Origin of the sequence: Pseudomonas sp. GZJR-8 (assembly GCF_002916705.1) — a bacterium.
GTDB classification, from domain to species: Bacteria; Pseudomonadota; Gammaproteobacteria; order Pseudomonadales; family Pseudomonadaceae; genus Aquipseudomonas; species Aquipseudomonas synxantha_A.
On record NZ_JXSI01000014.1, the window covers coordinates 98762 to 121802 of the forward strand.

Sequence of the window (23041 nt, forward strand, 5' to 3'; positions counted from 1 at the left end):
TGACCGTCCGCACCCTTCACAAGGTGCACGCCGCCTTCAGGCAACGGTTTGCCTGCCGGCCACTCTTTAGCAGCAGTGACTGCTTCTGGTTGACCGTCCGCCCCCTTTACAAGGTGCACGCCGCCTTCAGGCAACAGTTTGTCTGCCGGCCACTCTTTGGCCCGAGCATTGGTAGAACCCGAGATTTGTTGCAGCCCAGACATCAAGTTATTGAGTGCCCGCTCAGGATTCGATCCATTAGCGACGGCACTCAGATCGTTGCGCAAGTTCTGCAACAAATTCGCGCTCAACCCCAGGTTATGCAACACATTGTGGTCGATCAGCCCAGCCTTGCTGGCCGGCACATTGGCGCCAACCTGGTTGTATATATTCTGGAGTGTGGTTTGCAGCTGGTTAATAGAACTCATCAGGCACCATGTAGTTAGTTCGTCGATTGACCTTCGAACAGCACCACGTGATGCTGCGAAAGTTACTACTACGTGGCACCCAACTTTCCTGCCGTTCCTACTGGTTCACTACAATTTATTTCGTCCACATCCAACGCATCATGAAAGATGATTCAGAAATAACTATAGGAAACGCGATTCTTGGAGAAGGCCGCTTAACTGCTGGCCCCCCAAGCCTGGACAAGCTTGCCCAGCACCGAGTCGCTGGCGCCTTGCCCGCCCAGGTATTTGAGGATCACCGGGGCAAACTGGCTTACCATCCCACTGTCCATGCCCAAGGCACTGAACGCGGTATTCAGGTCGTTGGTGTTCTTCACGTTACCCAGCAAACCATCAAGGCCGCTGGTCTTGCTGCCGCCGCTCTGGCCGAGCATCCCGCTTAAAGCGCCGAGACTGCCCAATGCGTTGTTACCCGACAATTGATCGAGGCCCGGCACGCTGTTGCCCAGTTGCGAATAGTCGTTGCCGCTCAGTTTGTTCTTGGCCAGGCCCAGCATGGCGCCCGTGCCGCCCACCGCTTGCTCGGGGGTGATGTTCAGTTGCGAGGTCAGGGCGCTCAGCAGGCCGGCCGTCTCGGACGAGGGTGCGGCGGCAGCGGCTTTGTTGTTGCCACCCTGCATACCGGAAATCGCGTTGGCTGCATCGCCAAGGCTGAAACCTGCGGCGAACACCGGGCCGGCGGCCATGGACAGCAGGCAGGAAAGGGCAAAACCGCGTGAAATCTTCATCAATACAACCTCAGGAGATGGATGCAAAAGCAAGCGTTGGACTAGGTATCCCGTCGGTTGTTCCAAGCCCTGCCCGGAACCCAATCGGGATAATCGGGTCCATGGATAGACTACAAAATTTGTCGAGAAGAGACTTATGACTGCGATCCAACCCCAAGTGATTGAGCAAAAGCCTCCATTCTGGAGCCGCCCACGCCTGTTCATCGGCGCCTGTGTGGTGGTGGTTGCCGGTATCGGCGGCGCGCTCTACACCCAGGACAGCGTCAAATCCGCGGCAACGCTGGTGAACACTACCCAGCAGCCGGCCGCGCAAATCATGGCCCACAAAGATTATCTTGAAGTGCAGCCGATTGCCTCCACGGCGCCGGCGCCAGACCAAAGCCTGGAGCTGTGGGCAATCCCTAAAGATGGCACACCGGTGTCGCTGGGCCTGTTGCCGGAAGACGGCGAGGGCATCATCGGCCTGAACCCGCGCCAGCAGGAAACCATCAGCAAGCCGGTGGAGTTGATGGTGAGTTCGGAGACCAAGGGTGGCTCCATCAGCAAACAACCGACAGGCCCGACTGTATACCAGGGCGCACTGGCCACTCGCTGATTCCTAAACACCATAAAACCCTTGTCGGAGGGGGCTTGCTCCCGATAGCGGCAGGCCAGTCACAGCAGTACCGACTGAGCCACCGCTATCGGGAGCAAGCCCCCTCCCACATTTTGATATTCAGTGCCTGGGTGGCTTACTCATGGCAAGGGATGGCGCTTATAGTTCGGCCGTCGTCCACATGGCGACACGGGTTTGGCGACCCGGTGAATGGTGCAAAAGCTTCTGCTTTTTTGCAGGTTCTTTTGCGTCCGCAATAGCTGCCTTCATGGTGGCTGTGCGCGGGAGACCTTCGGGTCTGCCGGTTCCATTCCCGGTTCGCCAACCTGCGTACAGCTGCCACCCAGTTCGTTTGGCGACGAACAAGTGTGTAGCCCACCTCTACTTGAATGGGTTTTAAAACATGAACCGATACATGCCGCTCACCGGCCACGACGCCACCACTCCCTCCCTACTCATCGACACCCAGGTCCCGCTTGACGTGCTCCACGACGCCGCCGTCTACCGCATCCGCGCGGTCACCCAAGTCATGGAAAACCTGGCGTTTCGCGAGGGCCTGCAAACCGACAACATCGTCCTCCAGGACTTCGCCCTGCTGTGCGCCATTCCATTACGCGATGGATGCGATTTGCTGGATGTGATCAGCCGGCGCTTGCAGGCGTAAATTCCAAAAACAAATAGGGCGACTTTTATCATCCTTCGAAATAACCTCGGATTGGTTAATCAGAACGACTTCTAAAAACTGTCATCTTTCACAGTATCCTCCTCCTTCTCTTTCTCATACTCTTTCCGAAACGACATAAAGGAGTATGAAAAATGAACACCTACAACACCCTTTGTCTGATGACACTTTTTCTCCTTGCGAACACCGCGTACGCCACTACCTGCCCGGAAGTTTCCAAAATTGAGCAAAAGCCGATGGTCGGAGGTGGTTTCAGCTACACCGCCGCAGGGCCAGACGGCAACGAGTGGGTGGGCGGAGATAAATGGACTGAAAAAAACGATCTATCAAGCTACGTCTTCACATCGGTACGCCTTCAAAAAGCAAGCTTCGACCCGGTCACTAAGAAGAGCAAAGACTCAGCTGTCATCTGCCGATACGAGGGAACCGGAGAAAACAGCAGGGATGGCGAAGCCAACACCGTCATGGTGCTAAAGACAGGTAAAGCACTGCTCCCAGTTGAAGGCAATTGGACTGTTGATTGCCAGGCCAAAGAACCGTCAGGCTGCACCTTCAATTGATCAGCGTGGTGCAGCAATAGTGTAATTGCACCGAATGCCTGGAATGTCAAACAAGAACGACGACCTGAAGGTCGCCGTTCATTTTCCACTTACGCCGCACTGAACAACTTATGCGGATCAATCACAAACTTCTTCGGTACACCTGCATCGAACTCGCCATACCCGCGTGGCGCATCGTCCAGGCTGATCACATGTACGCAGACGATTTCGGCAATGTAGATGCGCCCGCACTGCCTAAGCTATTTATTTTGAAAAATACTGCCGCAAACATCTTCAATGAGATAAGCAAAATTTTTTTCCAGTAAAAACACAATACATCATTCCAAAAAAATATAACAACCTGTCAACCTTGACAGGTTCCCATAACGCGCATTCTTAATACCATTACCACTCAAACCCTAAACCAAGCATTCATAAGGAATACCGCAATGAAAGAATATAACTTTGATTTCCGCATAGGTTCGACAACTGGCTACCGCAACGTACAATATGAAACTATAACTGCAGCTAGCGAGGCGGCAGCGTTTGAGAAGATGAAACAAAAGTACAACGACTCCCGCGATGTTATCACCTGCACTCGTTCGGGAGAAGCTGAGACAAAGGAAGATATAGCAAAGATAGAAGAAGAATTAAAGACCGAAACGAACCCGCAAATGATAAACATCCTCAAACACCAACTAGAAAAATTACAAGAATAGTTAAATGCAACACACTGGCTCAACACAACTTGCAGCATTAAAAGTCTACGACAGTGTGAAACAGAGACACTCAACGCACAGAATCGGCGACTCTTGCCCCCTAGAGTCGCCATTTTTCAGCTTTGGCTTTACGCAGCCCTTTGGTGTCAGGGTAGTTGTCGTGCTCACCGCCCTTAAAAAAGTATTTCAGGCGCGGCAAGAAGCAGCACCTGGTTCATCACTCGGATCGTAGAGTCCGATACTGCTCAGAGCTTTACCTGCGATTGCACGCCAAAAACACTATGTCAGATGTTCAATGAACGATGGCACTGAAATACAAAACACCCGATGCGGTGCATCAGGCGTTTTGAGGTTGAAATGGGTGTAAACCTATTTCAGACTGGACACGGTGTCATTACGCCGCACTGAACAACTTATGCGGATCAATCACAAACTTCTTCGGTACACCCGCGTCGAACTCGCCATACCCGCGTGGCGCATCGTCCAGGCTGATCACCTGCACACCGACGATTTCGGCGATATTGATCCGATCCCACATGATCGCCTGCATCAGTTGGCGGTTGTACTTCATCACCGGCGTCTGCCCGGTGTGGAAGCTGTGGGATTTGGCCCAACCCAGACCGAAGCGAATGCTCAGGCTGCCCATTTTCGCGGCGGCATCGACAGCACCCGGATCTTCGGTGACGTAAAGGCCAGGGATACCGATCTTGCCTGCCACACGCACCACGCCCATCAGTGAGTTGAGCACGGTGGCCGGGGCTTCGGCCTTGACACCGTCGTGGCCATGGCCGCGTGCTTCAAAGCCTACGCAGTCGACGGCGCAATCCACTTCCGGTTCGCCCAGCAACGCAGCAATCTGTTCGTGCAGCGGCGTATCGGTGGACAGGTCGACGATTTCAAAACCCTGGGCCTTGGCGTGGGCCAGGCGGATGGAATTGACGTCGCCAATGATTACAACGGCTGCACCCAACAGCCGTGCCGAGGCAGCAGCGGCCAGACCGACCGGGCCGGCACCAGCAATGTAAACGGTGCTGCCCGGGCCAACGCCGGCAGTGACGGCGCCGTGGTAGCCGGTGGGCAAGATGTCGGAGAGGCAGGTCAGGTCACGGATTTTCTCCATGGCCTTGTCGCGGTCCGGCAGTTTGAGCAGGTTGAAGTCAGCGTACGGCACCAGCACGTACTCGGCCTGGCCGCCGGTCCAGTCGCCCATGTCGACGTAGCCGTAGGCACCACCGGCACGCGCCGGGTTGACGGTCAGGCATACGCCGGTGTGTTGCTCCTTGCACGAGCGGCAGCGGCCGCACGCGACGTTGAACGGCACGGAAACCAGGTCGCCGATTTTCAGGTTCTCGACGTCGCTGCCTTTCTCGATCACTTCGCCGGTGATTTCATGCCCCAGCACCAGGCCGGTCTGGGCAGTAGTGCGGCCACGCACCATGTGTTGGTCGGAGCCGCAGATGTTGGTGGAGACCACGCGCAGGATGACGCCGTGCTCAATCTTCCTGCCGCGCGGGTCCTGCATTTTGGGATAGTCGATTTTCTGTACTTCGACCTTGCCGTTGCCGAGATACACGACACCACGATTACCAGACATGCTTTCACCTCGCTGTTGTTTTTATGGAACTGCGTTGCCGCTTGGGTGGCAGCGCGTTAGTGCTCGGGTACAGATGCTGTTTCTTGTGTTGCTTGTAATGGCCTCATCGCAGGCAAGCCAGCTCCCACAGTGGATCGGGTTCACACATCCTGGAATGTGGGAGCTGGCTTGCCTGCGATAGCGATCTAAAGAACGACGGTGCGATTGGCATTCAAGAACACCCGCCGCTCAATGTGATACCCCACCGCACGCGCCAATGTGAGCCCTTCGATATCGCGCCCCTTGGCGATCAAATCCTCGGGATAGTGGCTGTGATCAACCACCTCCACACCCTGGGCGATGATCGGCCCCTCATCCAAATCGTTGTTGATGTAATGCGCCGTGGCCCCCACCAGTTTCACGCCCTTGTTGTACGCCTGGTGATACGGCTTGGCGCCCTTGAACCCCGGCAGCAACGAGTGATGAATGTTGATGGCCTTGCCATCCAGCTTGCGGCACAGCTCCGGCGACAGCACCTGCATGTAGCGCGCAAGGATCACCAGTTCGGCGCCGGTGTCTTCCACCACTTGCCACACCTGCCGCTCCTGGGATGGTTTGTCGTTGGGGTCGAGCGGGAAATGGTAGTAGGGAATCTGGTGCCAGTCGGCCAACGGCTTGAGATCGGGGTGGTTGGACACCACCGCGACCACGTCCATCGACAGTTGGCCGATGCGCTGTCGGTACAGCAGGTCGTTGAGGCAGTGATCGGCCTTGGAGACCATGATCACCACTTTCGGCCGATAGTTCGGCGCCGTCAGCTCGAAGATCATGCCGAAGGCTTCACCACGGGTCGCCAGGCCATCGCGGAACGCCTGCTCGTCAAAACCGTCAGGCTGACGAAACTCCACACGAATGAAAAACCGGCCCGAGAGACGATCATCAAACGAGTGGTGCTCAGTGACATAGCAGCCCTGCTCGAACAGGTAGCGGGTGACCGCGTCCACCGTGCCGAGCACGCTGGGGCAGTCGGCAGTCAAAATCCATGTATCGGGTGCGCGGCTCATGGGCGATTCCTCAGGCTTGAACGCTCAGACCGAATTCGGCCGAGGCATCCTGCAGCCACAACCACCAGTAATCGGAGAAGCTGCGACGGATCAGCAGTTCCCAGGTGTCTTCAGCGGTATGGCGGATCACCAATTGCGACTTGGCGAACACCGTGCCCACCGCCTTGCCCACCGGGAAATTATTGGGGTGTACGTCGTAGCTGGTGGACTTCATCAGCACATCGCGCACGTTAGGGCCGCTGAGTTCGAGAATCTGCTGGCCGCCGCTGACGTTGACGATCTGGATGTGCAAATCCCCCAAGGCGGCACGCAGGTTTTGTTCAGCGGCAAATTCATCGCCGCTCGGCACGATCAGCAGCCACTCGTCCGGGCCGAGCCATTGCAGGCTGGTCTCGCCGTTGACGGTCACGCTTAGCGGGCCGGGCAGTTCAATGCCGACGGCCTGGAGTACGCCAGCGGCGAAGGCGGCATCATGGCCATCGCCACGGATAGTCAGGTGGCCGAGGAGTTTCTTTTCACGCACGGTCACGCCGGCGTTCTTGCGGCCCTTGCCGACCAGGCTGGCGAGGTCTGCATGGTGCAGCGACGACTCGGCCTTGGCGCTGGTGGTGGGGCGTTGTTGGTAAACATTGGCTGCTGTCATAAAGCACCTTTCCTGAATTCTGTTGTGAGGCTGATGGCCTCATCGGGAGCAAGCCCCCTCCCACATTGGAAGATATTCACAAATCAAAATGTGGGAGGGGGCTTGCTCCCGATGGCCGCGACGCGGTCTATCAAATGTTCTGGCGATCACCTTTCGGGTCAAAGAACACCGAGGACACAATCTCCGCCTCGATCACGCTGCCATCGGCCTGCGGTGAGAACACCCGCTCACCGATGCGCTTCAAGCCGCCCTTCACCACGCCCATGGCAAACGAATAACCCAGGGAGTTGTGCGCATAGCTTGAAGTGACGTGACCGACCATCTTCATCGGAATCGTCTGCTTTGGATCGAACACCAACTGCGCGCCTTCCGGCAGCCATACGTTTGGATCAATCGGCTTCAAGCCCACCAGTTGCTTACGCTCTTCACGCACACAGTCTTCGCGATTCATGCCGCGCCAGCCGATCCACGAGAACGGTTTGGTACGGCCTACACACCAGCCCATGTTCAGGTCGTCCGGGGTCATCGAGCCGTCGGTGTCTTGCCCGACGATGATGAAGCCCTTCTCGGCGCGCAGGACGTGCATGGTCTCGGTGCCGTACGGGGTCAGGTTGTACTTTTTGCCGGCCTCGACGATCTTCTCCAGCACGCCCATGGCGTAGTCGGCCTGCACGTTGACTTCGTACGACAGCTCACCGGTAAACGAGATACGGAACACCCGCGCCGGTACACCGCCGACCAAACCTTCCTTCCAGGTCATGAACGGGAAGCCGTCCTTGTCCAGGTCGATGTCGGTGACTTCCGCCAGCAGCTTGCGGCTGTTGGGGCCAGACAGGGTCATGGTCGCCCAATGGTCCGTGACCGAGGTGAAGTACACCTTGAGGTCAGGCCATTCGGTCTGTTGGTAGATTTCCAGCCACTGGAGAACGCGGGCGGCGCCGCCCGTGGTGGTGGTCATCAGGAAGTGGTTGTCGGCCAGACAGGCAGTGACGCCGTCGTCGAAGACCATGCCGTCTTCCTTGCACATCAGACCGTAGCGCGCCTTGCCCACATCGAGCTTGGTCCAGGCGTTGCTGTAGATGCGGTTGAGGAACTCACGCGCATCCGGGCCCTGGATATCGATCTTGCCGAGGGTGGAGGCATCCAGCAGGCCGACGCTGTCACGCACCGCCAGGCATTCGCGCTTCACCGCGGCGTGCAGATCTTCACCGTTACGCGGGAAATACCATGGGCGTTTCCACTGGCCGACATCCTCAAACTCGGCGCCGTTCTTCACGTGCCAGGCTTGCAGCGCGGTGTAGCGCACCGGTTCGAAAATGTGCCCACAGTGACGGCCCGCCACCGCGCCGAACGTCACTGGCGTGTAGTTGGGACGGAACATGGTGGTGCCCATCTGCGGGATGGTCACGTTCAGCGAACGGGCGGCGATGGCCAGGCCGTTGACGTTACCCAGCTTGCCCTGGTCAGTACCGAAGCCCAGCGCGGTGTAGCGTTTGACGTGCTCGACCGACTCGAAACCTTCGCGGGTGGCCAGTTCGATGGCGGCTGCGGTGACGTCATTTTGCAGGTCGACAAATTGCTTCGGCGCCCGTGCAGTGGCTTTTTCGTGGGGCACCTGGAACAGCGCCAGCGTCGGCTCTTCCAGACGGCTCAAGGCTTTAGGCAGCACACCTTCCACCGGCGCAAAACCGGCTTCACTGGCCGCACGCACGCCACCTTCAAAACCATCGGCGAGGGAATCGCCAAGGCCGTAGACACCGTTGATACCGCCGACGCACACGCGTTTCTGCGGTGCTTCGCCCGGTACAAACCCGAGGATATCTTCACGCCAGGTCGGCTTGCCGCCCAGGTGCGAGGCCAAGTGGACCACCGGGCTGTAACCGCCTGAACTGGCGACCAGGTCGCAGTCCAGCCACTCGCCGGGGCTGGTGACTTTATGCGCTTTCACATCGATCGCGGCCACGCGGGCAGCGGTCACATGCTTGCTGCCACGCGCTTCGATCACGGCGCTGCCGGTGAGGATGCGAATGCCTTTGGCGCGGGCTTCTTCCACCAGCGCGCCACGTGGGTTGTGACGGGCATCAGCCACCGCCACCACCGAAAGGCCCGCATCAAACCAGTCCAGTGCGACGCGATAGGCATGGTCGTTGTTGGTCGACAGCAGCAGTTTTTTGCCCGGCGCCACACCGTAGCGGCGCACATAGGTAGAGACCGCTCCGGCCAGCATATTGCCCGGCACATCGTTGTTGCCGTACACCAGCGGACGCTCGCACGCACCGGTGGCCAGCACCACGCGCTTGGCACGCACACGGTGGATACGCTGACGCACCACGCCAATCGGCGCACGGTCACCGAGGTGATCGCTGAGGCGCTCGTGAATGGTCAGGAAGTTATGGTCGTGGTAGCCGTTGACGGTGGCGCGGGGCAGCAGTACCACGTCCGGCAGGGCTTTCAATTCGGCAATGACGCTGGCAACCCATTCGGTGGCCGGCTTGCCGTCGAGGCTTTCACGGGAATCGAGCAGCGAGCCACCGAACTCTTCCTGCTCGTCGGCGATGATCACCCGCGCACCGCTGCGCGCAGCGGCCAATGCAGCCGCGAGGCCGGCAGGGCCTGCGCCCACGACCAGCACGTCGCAATGACGGTTGAAGTTGTCGTAGGTGTCCGGGTCGTTCTCGGTCGGCGAGCGGCCTAAGCCTGCGGCCTTGCGGATGTACTTCTCGTAGGTCATCCAGAACGACTGCGGGTACATGAACGTTTTGTAGTAGAAGCCCGGCGGCATCAGCTTGCCGCCGACCTTGCCGAGAATGCCCATCACGTCGTTGTTAACGTTCGGCCAGCCGTTGGTGCTGGTGGCAACCAGGCCCTGGTACAGCGCCTGTTGAGTGGCGCGCACGTTGGGAATCTGGGTGGCTTCGGTGGCGCCGATCTGCAGCACTGCGTTCGGCTCTTCGGCGCCGGCGGCAAAGATGCCGCGAGGGCGCGAGTACTTGAAACTGCGGCCGATGATGTCGACGCCGTTGGCCAGCAACGCGGCGGCCAGGGTATCGCCTTCAAAGCCTTTGTAAGTCTGGCCGTTGAAACTGAAAGTCAGGACTTTATTGCGGTCGATGCGGCCACCGTTGGACAGGCGATTGATCTGGCTCATACCTTCTCTCCAGAAGCCTTGGCGGTGAACTGGGGTTTTTCGCCAATCTTGTAGGTTTCAAGAATTTCGTAGGTGACGGTGTCGCGGGTGGCATTGAAGTACTGGCGGCAACCGGCGGCATGGATCCACAGTTCGTGGTGCAGGCCGCGAGGGTTGTCGCGGAAGAACATGTAGTCGCCCCACTCTTCATCGGTGCAGGCATTCGGATCCAGTGGGCGCGGGATATGCGCTTGGCCGGACGCGTGGAATTCCTCTTCGGAGCGCAGTTCGCCACAGTGAGGACAGAAGATATGCAACATAGGGAATTTCTCCTGTTAGTGGGCGACGGCCGCAGCGCCGTGTTCGTCGATCAGCGCACCGTTGTGGAAACGGTCGATGGAGAAAGGCGCGGCCAATGGGTGCATTTCACCTTTGGCCAGGCTGGCAGCAAAGACGTTGCCTGAGCCCGGAGTGGCCTTGAAGCCACCGGTGCCCCAACCGCAGTTGAAGAACATGTTCGGTACCGGGGTCTTGGAGATGATCGGGCAGGCATCCGGCGTGGTGTCGACGATGCCGCCCCACTGGCGGTTCATGCGCACCCGCGACAGCACCGGGAACATCTCGACGATGGCCTGAATGGTGTGCTCAATGACCGGGTACGAACCACGCTGGCCGTAGCCGTTGTAGCCGTCGATACCGGCACCGATCACCAGGTCGCCCTTGTCGGACTGGCTGATGTAGCCGTGCACGGCGTTAGACATGATCACGCTGTCGATAATCGGCTTGATCGGCTCCGACACCAGGGCTTGCAACGGGTGGGATTCGATCGGCAGGCGGAAACCGGCCAGCGAGGCCATGTGCCCGGAGTTACCGGCAGTGACGACGCCGACGCGCTTGGCGCCGATAAAGCCCTTGTTGGTTTCCACACCGATGCACACGCCGTTTTCCTTGCGGAACCCGATCACTTCGGTTTGCTGGATCAAGTCCACGCCCAAGGCATCGGCAGCACGGGCAAAGCCCCAGGCTACGGCATCGTGACGGGCTACGCCGCCGCGACGTTGCACGGTGGCGCCCAGCACGGGGTAGCGGGTGTTTTTCGAGCAGTCCAGGTATGGAATCTCGTCAGCTACTTGCTGGGCATTGAGCAGTTCGCCGTCCACGCCGTTGAGGCGGTTGGCGCTCACACGGCGTTCGGAGTCGCGGATGTCTTGCAGGGTGTGGCACAGGTTGTACACGCCGCGCTGGGAGAACATCACGTTGTAGTTGAGGTCCTGAGACAAACCTTCCCAGAGTTTCATCGCATGTTCGTACAAATGCGCGGACTCGTCCCACAGGTAGTTGGAACGCACGATGGTGGTATTGCGCGCAGTGTTACCGCCGCCCAGCCAGCCTTTCTCGACCACAGCCACGTTGGTGATGCCGTGCTCCTTGGCCAAGTAGTAGGCGGTCGCCAGACCATGCCCGCCGCCACCGACGATGACCACGTCGTAGACTTTTTTCGGCGTGGGCGTGCGCCACATTTTCTGCCAGTTTTCGTGATGGCTGAGGGAGTGCTTGAAGAGGCCGAAGCCTGAGTAGCGTTGCATAGTCATTACTCCAAAACCGCGCTCAGCGATAAACCGGAAAATCAGCGCACAGGGCAGACACGTGTTTGGCCACGTTGGCCTCGACATCGGCGTCGCCGAGGTTGTCGAGGATGTCGCAGATCCAGCCAGCCAACTCGATGCACTGCGGCACCTTGAAACCACGGGTGGTCACCGCCGGAGTGCCGATGCGCAGGCCCGAGGTCACGAACGGCGACTGCGGGTCATTCGGCACGGCGTTCTTGTTGACGGTGATGTGGGCGCGACCGAGGGCGGCGTCCGCGTCTTTGCCGGTGAGGCCCTGACGGATCAGGCTGACCAGGAACAAGTGGTTATCGGTGCCGCCGGAGACCACATCGTAGCCACGCTTGATGAACACCTCGGCCATCGCCTGGGCGTTGTCGATCACTTGTTGCTGATACGCTTTGAAGCCGGGCTCCAGCGCTTCCTTGAAGCACACCGCCTTGCCGGCGATCACATGCATCAGCGGGCCGCCCTGGGCACCGGGGAACACCGCAGCATTGAGTTTCTTTTCAATAGCTTCGTTGGCCTTGGCCAGAATCAGGCCGCCCCGTGGACCGCGCAGGGTCTTGTGGGTAGTGGTAGTGACCACGTCGGCGTAGGGCAGCGGGTTCGGGTATAGGCCGGCGGCCACCAGGCCGGCGACGTGGGCCATGTCGACGAACAGCAGCGCGCCCACTTTGTCGGCAATCTGACGGAAGCGTGGGAAATCCAGGGTTTTGGAGTAGGCAGAGAAACCGGCCACCACCATCTTCGGCTGGTGCTCGACCGCCAGGCGCTCGACTTCGTCGTAGTCGATCAGGCCGGTGTCGGTGTTGATGCCGTATTGCACTGCGTTGTACAGCTTGCCCGAGGACGACACTTTGGCACCGTGAGTCAGGTGACCGCCGTGGGCCAGGCTCATGCCCAGAATGGTGTCGCCGGCATTGATCAGCGCCAGGTACACCGCGCTGTTGGCGGACGAACCGGAGTGCGGCTGCACGTTGGCGTAATCGGCGCCGAACAGCTGCTTGGCGCGCTCGATGGCCAGGGCCTCGACCTTGTCCACATGCTCGCAGCCACCGTAGTAGCGCTTGCCCGGGTAGCCTTCGGCGTACTTGTTGGTCAGGCCGCTGCCTTGGGCTTGCATCACGCGTTTGCTGGTGTAGTTCTCCGACGCGATCAGCTCGATATGGTCTTCCTGACGCTGCTCCTCGGCATTCATGGCCGCCAGCAGTGCGTCGTCATATCCCTGGATCTGGTCTTGTTTGCTGAACATCGCGTCTCTCCCAGCCTTTCGTATTGTTGAAGCCCTCGCAGGGCCCTTTGATGCGATGGTAGGGCTGGCGCGTACAGGTCAAATGCCTGCGCACGCCACGCAAAGGTGCGTTTACGACATGGACTGAAGAATGTGCAAAGCTTGTGTGGGAGCTGGCTTGCCTGCGATGGCATCGCTGCGGTGCAACTGGCAGACCGAGGTGTCTGCATCGCAGGCAAGCCAGCTCCCACAGGGGTCAGGCGATGAGCTTGCGAACGAGTAGCAACAGAAGAAAATGCATGGGATACAGGGCATAGGCCCAGCGCCGCATGGCGGGTGGCTTGGCGTTTTTGCCATGTCGCAATAAGACCAATCCTGCCAGCGGCGCAATCAGACATGCAGCCAACCCCAACTGCGCCACAGGCGTGCCGCTATTCAGCAGAATCTGCCATTGATTCGCGGCGACGCAGACCAAACCCGGCAGCACGCTGAAATACCAGGGCCGGCGAAACACCAACAGAATCGCCAGTGGCAGCAATACACCAAAGAAACCGAACATCAACTGGGTTGAAAACACAGCTGCTATTGTGACGGCGATCAGCGCCAATCCTCGATCAACCAACGCCTTCTGCTGCCAACCTCGGGCAACCAGCAGGCCCAGCGCCAGAGTCGGCAACACGTTCAAGGTATCGGCATCTTCGATGAACATCCGATAAGGCACTTCGCTGATCACGCTGAACAGCAGCAACCACCCCAGGTAGCGCCGATGGCCGGTCACCGGAGCGTTCCGGGCCCTGTGCAAATTGGCCGCAATCGCCAGGCAAAACCACGGGAACGCCAGGCGCCCAGGCACATACAGCCCATTCAGGCTCAACCCCACATAGCGCAGGTGATCGAGCACCATGCTCAGCAGCGCCAGCCACTTGAGTAAGTCCAAAGCGCCATCTCGGACACGTCCGACAGGCAAGGTATGAGTACCGTGCATAATTCCCCAACGACTTTGCATTTACAGAGCGTGCGCGCCCCTGACAATCTTGGTTAAAGTGCGCACCAACATCGACCACAGGAATGGGCCATGACCGACAAGAGCCAACAATTCGCCAGCGACAACTATTCCGGCATCTGCCCGGAAGCCTGGGCCGCCATGGAACAAGCCAACCACGGCCATCAACGCGCTTACGGTGATGACGAGTGGACCCATCGCGCCGCCGACGGTTTCCGCAATTTGTTCGAAACCGACTGCGAAGTGTTCTTCGCCTTCAACGGCACCGCCGCCAACTCCCTGGCACTGTCCTCGCTGTGCCAGAGCTACCATAGCGTGATTTGCTCGGAAACCGCCCACGTTGAAACCGACGAATGCGGCGCACCGGAGTTTTTCTCCAATGGCTCCAAGCTGCTCACTGCACGCACCGAGAACGGCAAGCTGACCCCGGAATCGATCCGCGAGATCGCCCTCAAGCGCCAGGACATCCACTACCCCAAACCGCGCGTGGTCACCCTGACCCAGGCCACCGAAGTCGGCAGCGTGTACACCCCGGAAGAAATCCGCGCCATCAGCGCCACCTGCAAAGAGCTGGGCCTGAACCTGCACATGGACGGTGCCCGCTTCTCCAACGCCTGCGCGTTCCTGGGCTGCTCACCGGCCGACCTGACCTGGAAAGCCGGGGTGGACGTGCTGTGCTTTGGCGGCACCAAGAACGGCATGGCGGTGGGTGAAGCCATCCTGTTCTTCAATCACAAGCTGGCCGAAGACTTCGACTACCGCTGCAAACAGGCTGGCCAGCTGGCATCCAAGATGCGCTTCCTGTCCGCCCCGTGGGTAGGCTTGCTGGAAAACGATGCCTGGCTCAAGCACGCACGCCATGCTAACCACTGCGCGCAATTGCTCAGCAGCCTGGTTGCGGACATCCCCGGCGTTGAATTGATGTTCCCTGTGCAAGCCAACGGTGTATTCCTGCAACTCTCGGAGCCAGCCATTGCGGGGCTTACAGCCAAGGGTTGGCGCTTCTACACCTTTATCGGTAAAGGTGGGGCGCGATTCATGTGTGCGTGGGACACAGAAGAAGAGCGCGTACGAGAATTAGCCGCCGATATCAGGGAAGTCATGAGGGCTTAACGTGGGAGTTCGGCCAGCGAGTACTGGCCGATTGCCGAGTCTGTTTTTTGATATTTCTGACAGCTGCGCGCTGGATATTCGTTGACTAGCCTCTTGGTACCCGGAAGGAAAACGCAGTCATAACCGCCACTTTCCGGGTTCGCTACCCGCTGAATAATCGGCTGGAAACGTAAATCCAATGGAGAGCTTAATCATGGAATATCAAAGCAACGGCAACACCCTGCAAAGCGATGGCACTATCAGCACCACGGTGATTGACTGGGATGAGTTCAGGAAATACGCAAAGATCGGCGATACGATCCGCGAGCCTTCAAGGACGCTGAGGATCTACGACAAGGTCTATGAACTGACAGCATCCGGCCAGCACTTCGTCGTGCATATCTACGCGCAGTAACTGTTAACCCTTGAAGCCCGCGCCGAAGACTCATGACCCTCGGCGCGCAGCCGACCGGCCATTCCCACGCTCCTGCGTGGGAATGTGCAGGGTATTAGAACTCGATGCGCACATCGCCCTTGGGCACGCTGCAGCACGACAGGATGTAACCTTCGGCTTCGTCTTCCTCGGTGATCCCGCCGTTGTGCTCCATCTCCACTTCCCCGCCCAGCTTCATCACCTTGCACGTGCCGCAGATACCCATGCCGCAGGCTTTGGGGATCAACAGGCCAAGCTTGGCAGCTGCTGCGTGGACAGTCTCGCCGGGGGCCACCCGAATGCTTTTGCCCGATGCGATGAACTCCACCTGGTGCAGATCCGCGAGGTCGACTTCCGGCGCATCCGCCGCTTGCTCGGCCTGCTCCACGGCGTCGGCCCGCGCTTCCGGCGGCGTCGCACCAAAGGATTCTTCGTGATAACGCGCCATATCAAAACCGGCGGTTTCCAGCAGGCGTTTCACTGCGCTCATGTAAGGCGTCGGGCCGCAACAGAATACTTCGCGCTCCAGGAAGTCCGGCACCATCAGTTCCAGCATCTTGTGATTCAGATAACCGCGGTAGCCGGCCCAGGGCTCACCCAGGCCATGCTTTTCGCAAATCAGGTGCAAGCTGAAGTTGTCGATCCGCGACGCCATGTGCTCCAGCTCGCGGTGGTAGATGATGTCCTTGGGCGAGCGGGCGCTGTGAACAAAGGTCATGTCGACATTCGCGTTGGTGTCGTAGAACCAACGGGCCATGGACATGACTGGGGTGATACCGACGCCGCCGCTGAGGTACAGCACTTTCGGGCTGGGAAAGTCGATGGCATTGAACAGCCCCACCGGGCCGTGCACCGCCAGCTCCTGCCCTTCATGCAGCGTGTCATGCAGCCAGTTGGACACACGCCCGCCCGGTACACGCTTGATGGTTACCGAAAAGCTGTAAGGCACCGACGGTGAACTGGAGATCGTGTAGGAGCGCATGATCGGCTGGCCTTCGATTTCCAGCTCCAGGGTGACGAATTGCCCGGGCTTGAAGAAGAACAGGATCGGCTGGTCAGCCATAAAACAGAAGGTGCGCACGTCCCAGGTTTCCTGGATGACTTTGACGCAACGGACGATGTGCCGACCATTGGCCCAGGTCTGGGTGGTTACCGGATTCAGGAAATTGCTAGACATGTTGTTCTCCACCGCCGACGTCGGCCTTATGGTGGCGATTCTGCGTAACGCCGGGGCCACCCATTTACCTATCTGCGACATTCACATACTTACGGCGACCAGCCCCCAAAGACAGGGCCTTGCGCGTCGGGATCAGATTGGGCCATGTCGCCCATGGATAAGGTTCGACCCAACGCCGGGCCCACACTCGCTCCCAACAAAGACGCGTTCTTTACGCCTTGCTGCAAACCTGATCAGCCACTATTCGCCGGCCACACAGAATGGCCATGAGGACACACACGATGGACGTCACCGCAACCTTAAGCTTGGGCGATCCGCTGGAACCCGCACGCAAGGCCACCGCGCAAATGCTGCACGAGCGCGAGCGCACCTTTTCGCTGCCACAGCCGTTCTACTCTGAGGAGCGGCTGTTTGATATCGACATGCAGGAGATCTTCCAGAAAGAGTGGTTGATTGCCGGCATGACCTGCGAAATCCCCACCAAGGGCAACTACCTGACCCTGCAAGTGGGCAAGAACCCGATCATCGTGATCCGTGGCGCCGAAGGCGTTGTGCATGCATTCCACAACGTCTGCCGCCACCGTGGTTCGCGCTTGTGCACCAGCGAAAAGGGCAAGGTCGCCAAACTGGTTTGCCACTACCACCAATGGACCTACGAACTGGACGGTCGCCTGTTGTTCGCCGGTACCGAGATGGGCGCCGACTTCGACATGAAGCAGTACGGCTTGAAACCGGTAAACGTGAAGACCGCCGGCGGCTACATTTTCATCAGCCTGGCCGAGACCCCGCCGGCCATCGATGACTTCCTGTCGACGCTCAGCCATTACATGGAACCCTACGACATGGAAAACACCAAGGTGGCGATCCAGACCACCTTGTTCGAAAAAGCCAACTGGAAGCTGGTGCTGGAAAACAACCGCGAGTGCTACCACTGCAACGCGTCGCACCCGGAACTGCTCAAAACCCTGCTGGAATGGGACGACGTCACCGACCCGCGCGCCGACCAGGCGTTCAAGGACCACGTAGCCGCCTCCGCCGCCGCCTGGGATGCCGAGAAGATCCCTTACGCCCACGCCAGCTTCGGCCTGCGTAACCGCATCGTGCGTATGCCGCTGCTCAAGGGCACAGTGTCGATGACCCTGGACGGCAAGCAGGGCTGCGCCAAACTGATGGGCCGCATCAAGAACCCGGACCTGGGCTCGATGCGCATCCTGCACCTGCCTCATTCGTGGAACCACTGCATGGGCGACCACATCATCGTGTTCACCGTGTGGCCGATCAGCGCCCAGGAAACCATGGTCACCACCAAGTGGATCGTGCACAAGGACGCCGTGGAAGGCGTGGACTACGATGTGGAGCGCATGCGCCAGGTGTGGGACGCCACCAACGACCAGGACCGTCGCCTGGCCGAGGAGAACCAGCGCGGCATCAACTCCACCGCCTACCAGCCTGGCCCGTACTCCAAGACCTATGAGTTTGGCGTGGTGAACTTTGTGGACTGGTACAGCGAGCGCATGTTGAACAACTTGGGGGCCGCGCCTGCTCCGTACCTCAAAGGTGTGGCTGCACACGAGTAACTGACGCCCTATGGATCAAAAATGTGGGAGGGGGCTTGCTCCCGATAACGGAGTATCAGCCAATGCATGTGCAAGCTGAGCCATCCCTATCGGGAGCAAGCCCCCCCTCCCACACTTCAAGCAGACGCTGCCTACTATTTGATCAACTCTCGCGCAGACCGCTAACACCCTGCCCTCCAGCCTTTGCCCAACAACTTATCCACAAAGCCACCCACAGCAATTGTGGGCAAGTCAGTGTGCGGCTTAAATTAAATCAAGAAAATCCGTGACTTATTTGAAACCAAGGTATCCATCCTTACCTGATCATTTATTGATCATATCTGTGCAGACCTTGATTCATATGGTCTACAGCACTAAGCGAACACCTTATCCACAGATGCACCAACAGACTTTGGGGGCAACTTTATCCAACCTGTGGAAAAGCGCACAAACCCTGCATAAATCGGGCTTCCCAGGGTTTTAATGCAGAAAAAAGCCGAAATTGATCGATTTTTGATCGACCCTCTGAAAGCCTTTGTTTACATGGCTTACAGAAGATAGCGAACATCTTATCCACAGATGCGCCAACAGACTTTGGGGGCAAGTCAGTACTGCCAACCGGGAAAACTCCTGGAAAAACCGCAGTTTAGGCTGGCTATTTTTCGTACAGAGGGCTGCAAGGCTTGATACATAGGGGGTGTGGACAACCGCGAACAGGTTATCCACAAGCGGATCAACAGCGATTGTGGGTAAACCGCAGAACTCATGCGGGAGGGAGCGCGCCCCCTCCCACAGCGGATCAGCGTACGACACCCTCTTCAATCAACAGCTTGAGAATCGCCTGAGCGCCCTCTTCAGCACTCACACCCTTGAGCACCTGCCCACCACCGCCACTGGCCTTGGCCGTGGCAGCCTTCATACGGTCGGCGCCGCTCTTGGCCTTGATCACCTTGAGACGCTTGGGCCTTGGCTTGGCCGGTTGCAGCAGGGCGCCTGTGAATAACTCGTCCTGTTCGATCTCCACCTCATGGGCCGCCAGTTCGCCACGTTGCGCCGGGCCGTATGCACTCTGGCGCGGTTTGGGCGCAGCGTTATCCACGGTGGCCAGAAACGGCAGGCGCACTTTCAGGCGCCGCCGCTGGCCGCGAGGCAAGGCTTGCAGTACATGGGCCACGCCGGCGTCGATGGATTCCACCTGGGCCAACCCTACAACCAGGGGCCAGCCCAATTGTTCTGCCAGCAGAAACGGCAACATGCCCGAGCCTTCACCGGTTTCCGCCTGACTGCCGGTGAGTACCACCTGGGCGCCGGCGTCATGCAGGTATTCACTGAGTACCGGCAAGGCATCGGCGCCGGGCGGCTGTTCCAATACATGCAGTTGCGCCAGCCCCATCCCCAGGTAGCTACGCAAGGTCGGCTCGTTGATATCGCCGGCGTGCAGCACCTGCAACTTATCCCCAGCCATTTGCAGGCCCAGCTCGACAGCGCGGGCGTCCTGCTCCGCACGGCGCGGGCGCCCGGAAGTGGGGTGGGCGCCGATGGATACCAAGCTGATTACAGTGGTTGTCATGGTCATGTCCCTAAGCTGCATCGCGCTTGGCGCCGTTGCGGTAGGCCTGCACCGCATCGATCAAGGCTTGCAGAATCGCGGCGCTTTCGCCGATCACCGACAGGTCGGCACGCTTGATCATGTCGCAGGTCGGGTCGAGGTTGATCGCCACCACCTTGTCGCAGGCCCCGATGCCTTGCAGGTGCTGGATCGCCCCGGAAATACCCACGGCCACGTACACCCGCGCCGTGACCCAGGTGCCGCTGGCGCCGACCTGACGATCACGCGCCATGAAGCCATCGTCCACCGCCACCCGCGACGCGCCCTCGGTGGCGCCCAGGGCTGCGGCGGTCTGGTGGAACAGCGCCCAGTCCTTCACGCCATTGCCACCGGAGAAAATGAATTCCGCTTCGGCCATGGGAATCGCCGCAGGATCCACCGCCACCGCCCCCAGGTCCTCGATACGCGACAAACTGCGCGCCAGGCTTGTGGATAACTCTACGGGCAGTACCTCATGCCGGGTCTCGCTGACCGGGTCGGCACACTCAACGGCCGCCAGGATCAGGCGCGGCAGCGGCCGGGCCAAATCTTGCTGGCCCGCCCCCGCACGGCCGATGCACTCATCGCCCTTGATTTGCCAAACGCGTGTCGCCGGGCGTTCCTTGAGGCTGGCGGCAAAGCGCCGACCCAATTCACCGCCGCCGCTGCGGCTGTCCGGCAGTAGCCAGTGGCGCGGATTGAACTGGTTATCCACAGCGCGCAGGCCTTGTACGCGTTGCTCCGGTGAATAACCGTCGAACGCGTGGCCGTCCAGTACCAGCAGGCGATCGACACCGGCAGTGGCGAAGGTGTTTTCCTTGTGTTCGCCAAACACCACGGCCAGCACCGCGCCGTCGCTGCCAGCCAGTTGCCTGGCCAGGCCAAGCAAGTCACGGTCGTGGCTGCTCAAGCGGCCACCGACCATGTCCGGCACCACACTGATGTAGAACGCGGGCGTTGGCACCTGATGCAGTGGCAACTGTACCTCCACCGCCGCCGTACGCTTGGCCGCACCGCCCTGTTGGGCGCCGCTGCGGTCGATACGTTTGATGCCGTTGGGGCCGATAAAACCGACACCGTGCACGTTTTTACGAATGATGCCGTTGGGGCCCATCCAGCTCTGCTGCACGGGCTGCATGGCCGCGTGCAAGGGGTGAAGACGGTTACGGGCGATCCATTCGGCCCGAGGGTCACGGCGAATAATGTCGCTCATCAATGCACCTCCGCGGGTTCACGTTTAGGCGCTTTTGCCGGCACAGGGTCTTCAAGCAAAGCGTCGGCCACAAGCTCGGCAATATCCTTGATCAATGGCCGCGGCTCGACCACACCTTCAAGCATCGCCGTACATTGCGGGCAGCCCACGGCCACCAGTTCGGCACCGGTTTCGCGGATGTCTTCCATGCGCATGTCGGGGATACGTTGCTTGCCGGGAATGTCAGTGATCGGCGCGCCGCCGCCACCGCCGCAGCAGCGCGAACGGAAGCCTGAGCGTTGCATTTCCTTGACCTCGATGCCCAACGCCCGCAGCACTTGGCGCGGTGCCTCGTATTCGCCGTTGTAGCGGCCCAGGTAACAAGGGTCGTGGTAGGTCACGCTGCTGCCTTTGTGCTGGCCCAGGTTGAGCGCGCCGTCGCCGATCAACTCGGCCATGAAGGTGCTGTGATGCTGTACGACGTAATTGCCGTTGAAGGCGCCGTACTCGTTTTTCAGCACATGGAAACTGTGCGGGTCGCAGGTAACAATGCGCTTGAAGCTATATTTGCCCAACGTCTGGATATTGCGCGAGGCCAACAATTGGAAAGTTGCTTCATCGCCCAGACGCCGCGCTACGTCACCGCTGTCGCGTTCTTCCAGGCCAAGTACCGCAAAGTCCACCCCCGCCGCCTTGAGCACTTTGACAAACGCCCGCAGGGTGCGTTGGTTGCGCATGTCGAAGGCACCGTCGCCGACCCAGAACAGCACCTCGCAGCTGCCCTTGTCACTGAGCAACGGCAGGTTCAGGTCCGCCGCCCAGTTGAGGCGACCGCCCGGTGCGAAACCGCCGGGGTTGTCGGTGGCAATCAGGTTTTCCAGGACTTCGGCGCCCTTGTTCGGCGTGGCACCTTTTTCCAGGGTGAGGTGGCGGCGCATGTCGACGATGGCGTCAACGTGCTCGATCATCATCGGGCACTCTTCCACGCAGGCGCGGCATGTGGTGCACGACCACAACGTCTCGGCATCCACCAGGCCATTGACGATCGGCTGATGCGGGTTACCGCCGTGTTCGCCCACCGGTTTGCCTGGGTATGGGCTACCGGCGAACTTGGCATCGGTGCCACCGGCCAGGCCGACGACCATGTCTTGGATAAGCTTTTTCGGGTTCAGGGGCTGGCCGGCAGCGAACGCCGGGCACGCTGCTTCGCACTTGCCGCATTGCACGCAGGCGTCGAAGCCGAGCAACTGGTTCCAGGTGAAATCCTTGGGCTTTTCCACGCCAAGCGGCGCGGTTTTATCACTGAGGTCCAGCGGCTTCAAACCAGTGGAGCGGCCACCGCCGAAGCGCTCGGCGCGGCGGTGCCAGGCCAGGTGCAGGGCACCCGCGAAGGCGTGCTTCATCGGCCCGCCCCAGGTCATGCCGAAAAACATTTCCGATACGCCCCACAGCACGCCCACGCTCAGCAGCGCAGCGAGCAGCCAGCCGCCAAAGTCAACGGGCAGAATCCCGGCCACCGGCAAGGTCACCAGGAAAAAGCTCACCGAGAACGCCATCAGGCTTTTCGGCAGGCGCATCCATGGGCCCTTGGACAGGCGCGCAGGCGGATTGCGGCGGCGCAGGTACATGAAGATCGCGCCCACAAACATCAACGCCGAAGCCAGCAGCAAGGCATAGCCGAGAATGCGGTTCTGCAGGCCGAAGCCGTGCACCGCAATAGCCAGCAGCGCCGACAGCACAAAGCCCAGCGCCGTGGCGACGTGGGTATTGGCAATGTATTTGTCGCGGGCGACCACGTGGTGCAAGTCGACCATGTAGCGCTTGGGCATGGCCAGAAGACCGCCCAGCAGATCGACTTTGGATGCACGCCCACGGCGCCACATGTTCACCCGGCGCAGGGCGCCGAGGACCGCAAGGCCCAAAGCGGCAAACAACAGAATAGGCAGCAAGGTGTTCAACATGATGAAGCTCCCACAGACCACACAGGTCTACTGTGAAACTGGCCTTGAAATGTGGGAGGGGGCTTGCTCCCGATGGCGGAGT

Annotated in this window: 21 protein-coding genes and 1 pseudogene; 7 read left to right on the forward strand and 15 right to left on the reverse strand. The window is 59.5% G+C overall.

Annotated features, from left to right (window positions below):
* Both TK42_RS26910 and TK42_RS23470 read right to left on the reverse strand, forming a co-directional pair.
* On the reverse strand, positions 1 to 407 hold a 407-nt coding region (locus TK42_RS26910), incomplete at its 3' end, for a hypothetical protein (protein ID WP_158254349.1).
* Positions 408 to 601: 194 nt separating this feature from the next.
* Positions 602 to 1174, reverse strand: a complete 573-nt coding sequence (locus tag TK42_RS23470; RefSeq protein WP_103735257.1) for a DUF2780 domain-containing protein — start codon at positions 1172 to 1174, stop codon at positions 602 to 604.
* A gap of 136 nt (positions 1175 to 1310) precedes the next feature.
* Between TK42_RS23470 and TK42_RS23475 the strand changes: the two genes are divergently transcribed.
* From TK42_RS23475 to TK42_RS23490, 3 genes are all read left to right on the forward strand, one after another.
* Complete coding sequence (locus TK42_RS23475) at positions 1311 to 1769, forward strand: anti-sigma factor domain-containing protein (protein ID WP_005792120.1); 459 nt, start codon at positions 1311 to 1313, stop codon at positions 1767 to 1769.
* A gap of 403 nt (positions 1770 to 2172) precedes the next feature.
* Positions 2173 to 2433 carry a hypothetical protein gene (locus tag TK42_RS23485; protein ID WP_248089971.1) on the forward strand — a complete coding sequence of 87 codons (261 nt, stop codon included), beginning with the start codon at positions 2173 to 2175 and terminating at the stop codon, positions 2431 to 2433.
* A gap of 152 nt (positions 2434 to 2585) precedes the next feature.
* Positions 2586 to 3011, forward strand: a complete 426-nt coding sequence (locus TK42_RS23490) for a DUF3757 domain-containing protein (protein ID WP_103735260.1) — start codon at positions 2586 to 2588, stop codon at positions 3009 to 3011.
* Positions 3012 to 3100: 89 nt separating this feature from the next.
* Here TK42_RS23490 and TK42_RS23495 read toward each other — a convergent pair.
* A pseudogene (locus TK42_RS23495) lies at positions 3101 to 3235 on the reverse strand (formaldehyde dehydrogenase, glutathione-independent); the annotation flags it as partial.
* A 204-nt stretch (positions 3236 to 3439) separates the two neighbouring features.
* On the opposite strand from TK42_RS23495, the gene TK42_RS23500 reads away from it, so the two are divergent.
* Positions 3440 to 3709, forward strand: coding sequence for a hypothetical protein (locus TK42_RS23500; RefSeq protein WP_103735261.1), 270 nt, complete (start codon positions 3440 to 3442; stop codon positions 3707 to 3709).
* A gap of 394 nt (positions 3710 to 4103) precedes the next feature.
* Here the strand turns inward: TK42_RS23500 and fdhA are convergent, their stop codons facing one another.
* The 8 genes from fdhA to TK42_RS23545 all read right to left on the reverse strand — a co-directional run bounded on the left by fdhA (position 4104) and on the right by TK42_RS23545 (position 13942).
* Positions 4104 to 5303 (reverse strand): formaldehyde dehydrogenase, glutathione-independent, encoded by a 1200-nt coding sequence (gene fdhA, locus TK42_RS23505; protein WP_005792122.1) that lies wholly within the window; start codon positions 5301 to 5303, stop codon positions 4104 to 4106.
* A gap of 185 nt (positions 5304 to 5488) precedes the next feature.
* Positions 5489 to 6346 carry a formyltetrahydrofolate deformylase gene (gene purU / locus TK42_RS23510; RefSeq protein ID WP_005792124.1) on the reverse strand — a complete coding sequence of 286 codons (858 nt, stop codon included), beginning with the start codon at positions 6344 to 6346 and terminating at the stop codon, positions 5489 to 5491.
* A gap of 10 nt (positions 6347 to 6356) precedes the next feature.
* Positions 6357 to 6989 (reverse strand): sarcosine oxidase subunit gamma, encoded by a 633-nt coding sequence (locus TK42_RS23515; protein WP_032879088.1) that lies wholly within the window; start codon positions 6987 to 6989, stop codon positions 6357 to 6359.
* Positions 6990 to 7119: 130 nt separating this feature from the next.
* Complete coding sequence (locus TK42_RS23520; RefSeq protein WP_103735262.1) at positions 7120 to 10137, reverse strand: sarcosine oxidase subunit alpha; 3018 nt, start codon at positions 10135 to 10137, stop codon at positions 7120 to 7122.
* Entirely contained in the window at positions 10134 to 10436 is a 303-nt protein-coding gene (locus TK42_RS23525) for a sarcosine oxidase subunit delta (RefSeq protein WP_027605979.1), read from the reverse strand. The genes TK42_RS23520 and TK42_RS23525 overlap by 4 nt, the downstream gene beginning before the upstream one ends.
* Before the next feature lie 15 nt (positions 10437 to 10451).
* Positions 10452 to 11702: a sarcosine oxidase subunit beta gene (locus tag TK42_RS23530; protein WP_003176546.1), complete on the reverse strand. Its 1251-nt coding sequence runs from the start codon at positions 11700 to 11702 to the stop codon at positions 10452 to 10454.
* A gap of 22 nt (positions 11703 to 11724) precedes the next feature.
* Positions 11725 to 12978 carry a serine hydroxymethyltransferase gene (gene glyA / locus TK42_RS23535; RefSeq protein WP_032879086.1) on the reverse strand — a complete coding sequence of 418 codons (1254 nt, stop codon included), beginning with the start codon at positions 12976 to 12978 and terminating at the stop codon, positions 11725 to 11727.
* Positions 12979 to 13213: 235 nt separating this feature from the next.
* Positions 13214 to 13942: a TraX family protein gene (locus TK42_RS23545; RefSeq protein WP_103735264.1), complete on the reverse strand. Its 729-nt coding sequence runs from the start codon at positions 13940 to 13942 to the stop codon at positions 13214 to 13216.
* A gap of 90 nt (positions 13943 to 14032) precedes the next feature.
* Between TK42_RS23545 and TK42_RS23550 the strand changes: the two genes are divergently transcribed.
* Entirely contained in the window at positions 14033 to 15073 is a 1041-nt protein-coding gene (locus TK42_RS23550; RefSeq protein ID WP_032879081.1) for a low specificity L-threonine aldolase, read from the forward strand.
* Positions 15074 to 15266: 193 nt separating this feature from the next.
* On the forward strand, positions 15267 to 15467 hold the full coding sequence (locus tag TK42_RS23555) for a hypothetical protein (protein ID WP_032879079.1): 201 nt from the start codon (positions 15267 to 15269) through the stop codon (positions 15465 to 15467).
* Positions 15468 to 15561: 94 nt separating this feature from the next.
* On the opposite strand, the gene gbcB is transcribed toward TK42_RS23555, so the two are convergent.
* Positions 15562 to 16662, reverse strand: coding sequence for a glycine-betaine demethylase subunit GbcB (gbcB, locus tag TK42_RS23560; protein ID WP_005792144.1), 1101 nt, complete (start codon positions 16660 to 16662; stop codon positions 15562 to 15564).
* 281 nt (positions 16663 to 16943) lie between these two features.
* On the opposite strand from gbcB, the gene gbcA reads away from it, so the two are divergent.
* The gene (gene gbcA / locus TK42_RS23570; protein WP_103735265.1) at positions 16944 to 18239 is read left to right on the forward strand and encodes a glycine-betaine demethylase subunit GbcA; all 1296 of its coding nucleotides are present in this window, start codon (positions 16944 to 16946) and stop codon (positions 18237 to 18239) included.
* Between the two features lie 778 nt (positions 18240 to 19017).
* Here the strand turns inward: gbcA and TK42_RS23575 are convergent.
* The 3 genes from TK42_RS23575 to dgcB are packed head-to-tail and all read right to left on the reverse strand — an operon-like array spanning position 19018 to position 22959.
* A complete protein-coding gene (locus TK42_RS23575) occupies positions 19018 to 19788 on the reverse strand; it encodes an electron transfer flavoprotein subunit beta (protein WP_005792147.1) in 771 nt (256 codons plus the stop codon).
* Positions 19789 to 19798: 10 nt separating this feature from the next.
* Positions 19799 to 21019: an electron transfer flavoprotein subunit alpha/FixB family protein gene (locus TK42_RS23580; protein ID WP_103735266.1), complete on the reverse strand. Its 1221-nt coding sequence runs from the start codon at positions 21017 to 21019 to the stop codon at positions 19799 to 19801.
* The gene (dgcB, locus tag TK42_RS23585) at positions 21019 to 22959 is read right to left on the reverse strand and encodes a dimethylglycine demethylation protein DgcB (protein ID WP_103735267.1); all 1941 of its coding nucleotides are present in this window, start codon (positions 22957 to 22959) and stop codon (positions 21019 to 21021) included. The genes TK42_RS23580 and dgcB overlap by 1 nt, the downstream gene beginning before the upstream one ends.
* Between the last annotated feature and the right edge of the window lie 82 nt (positions 22960 to 23041).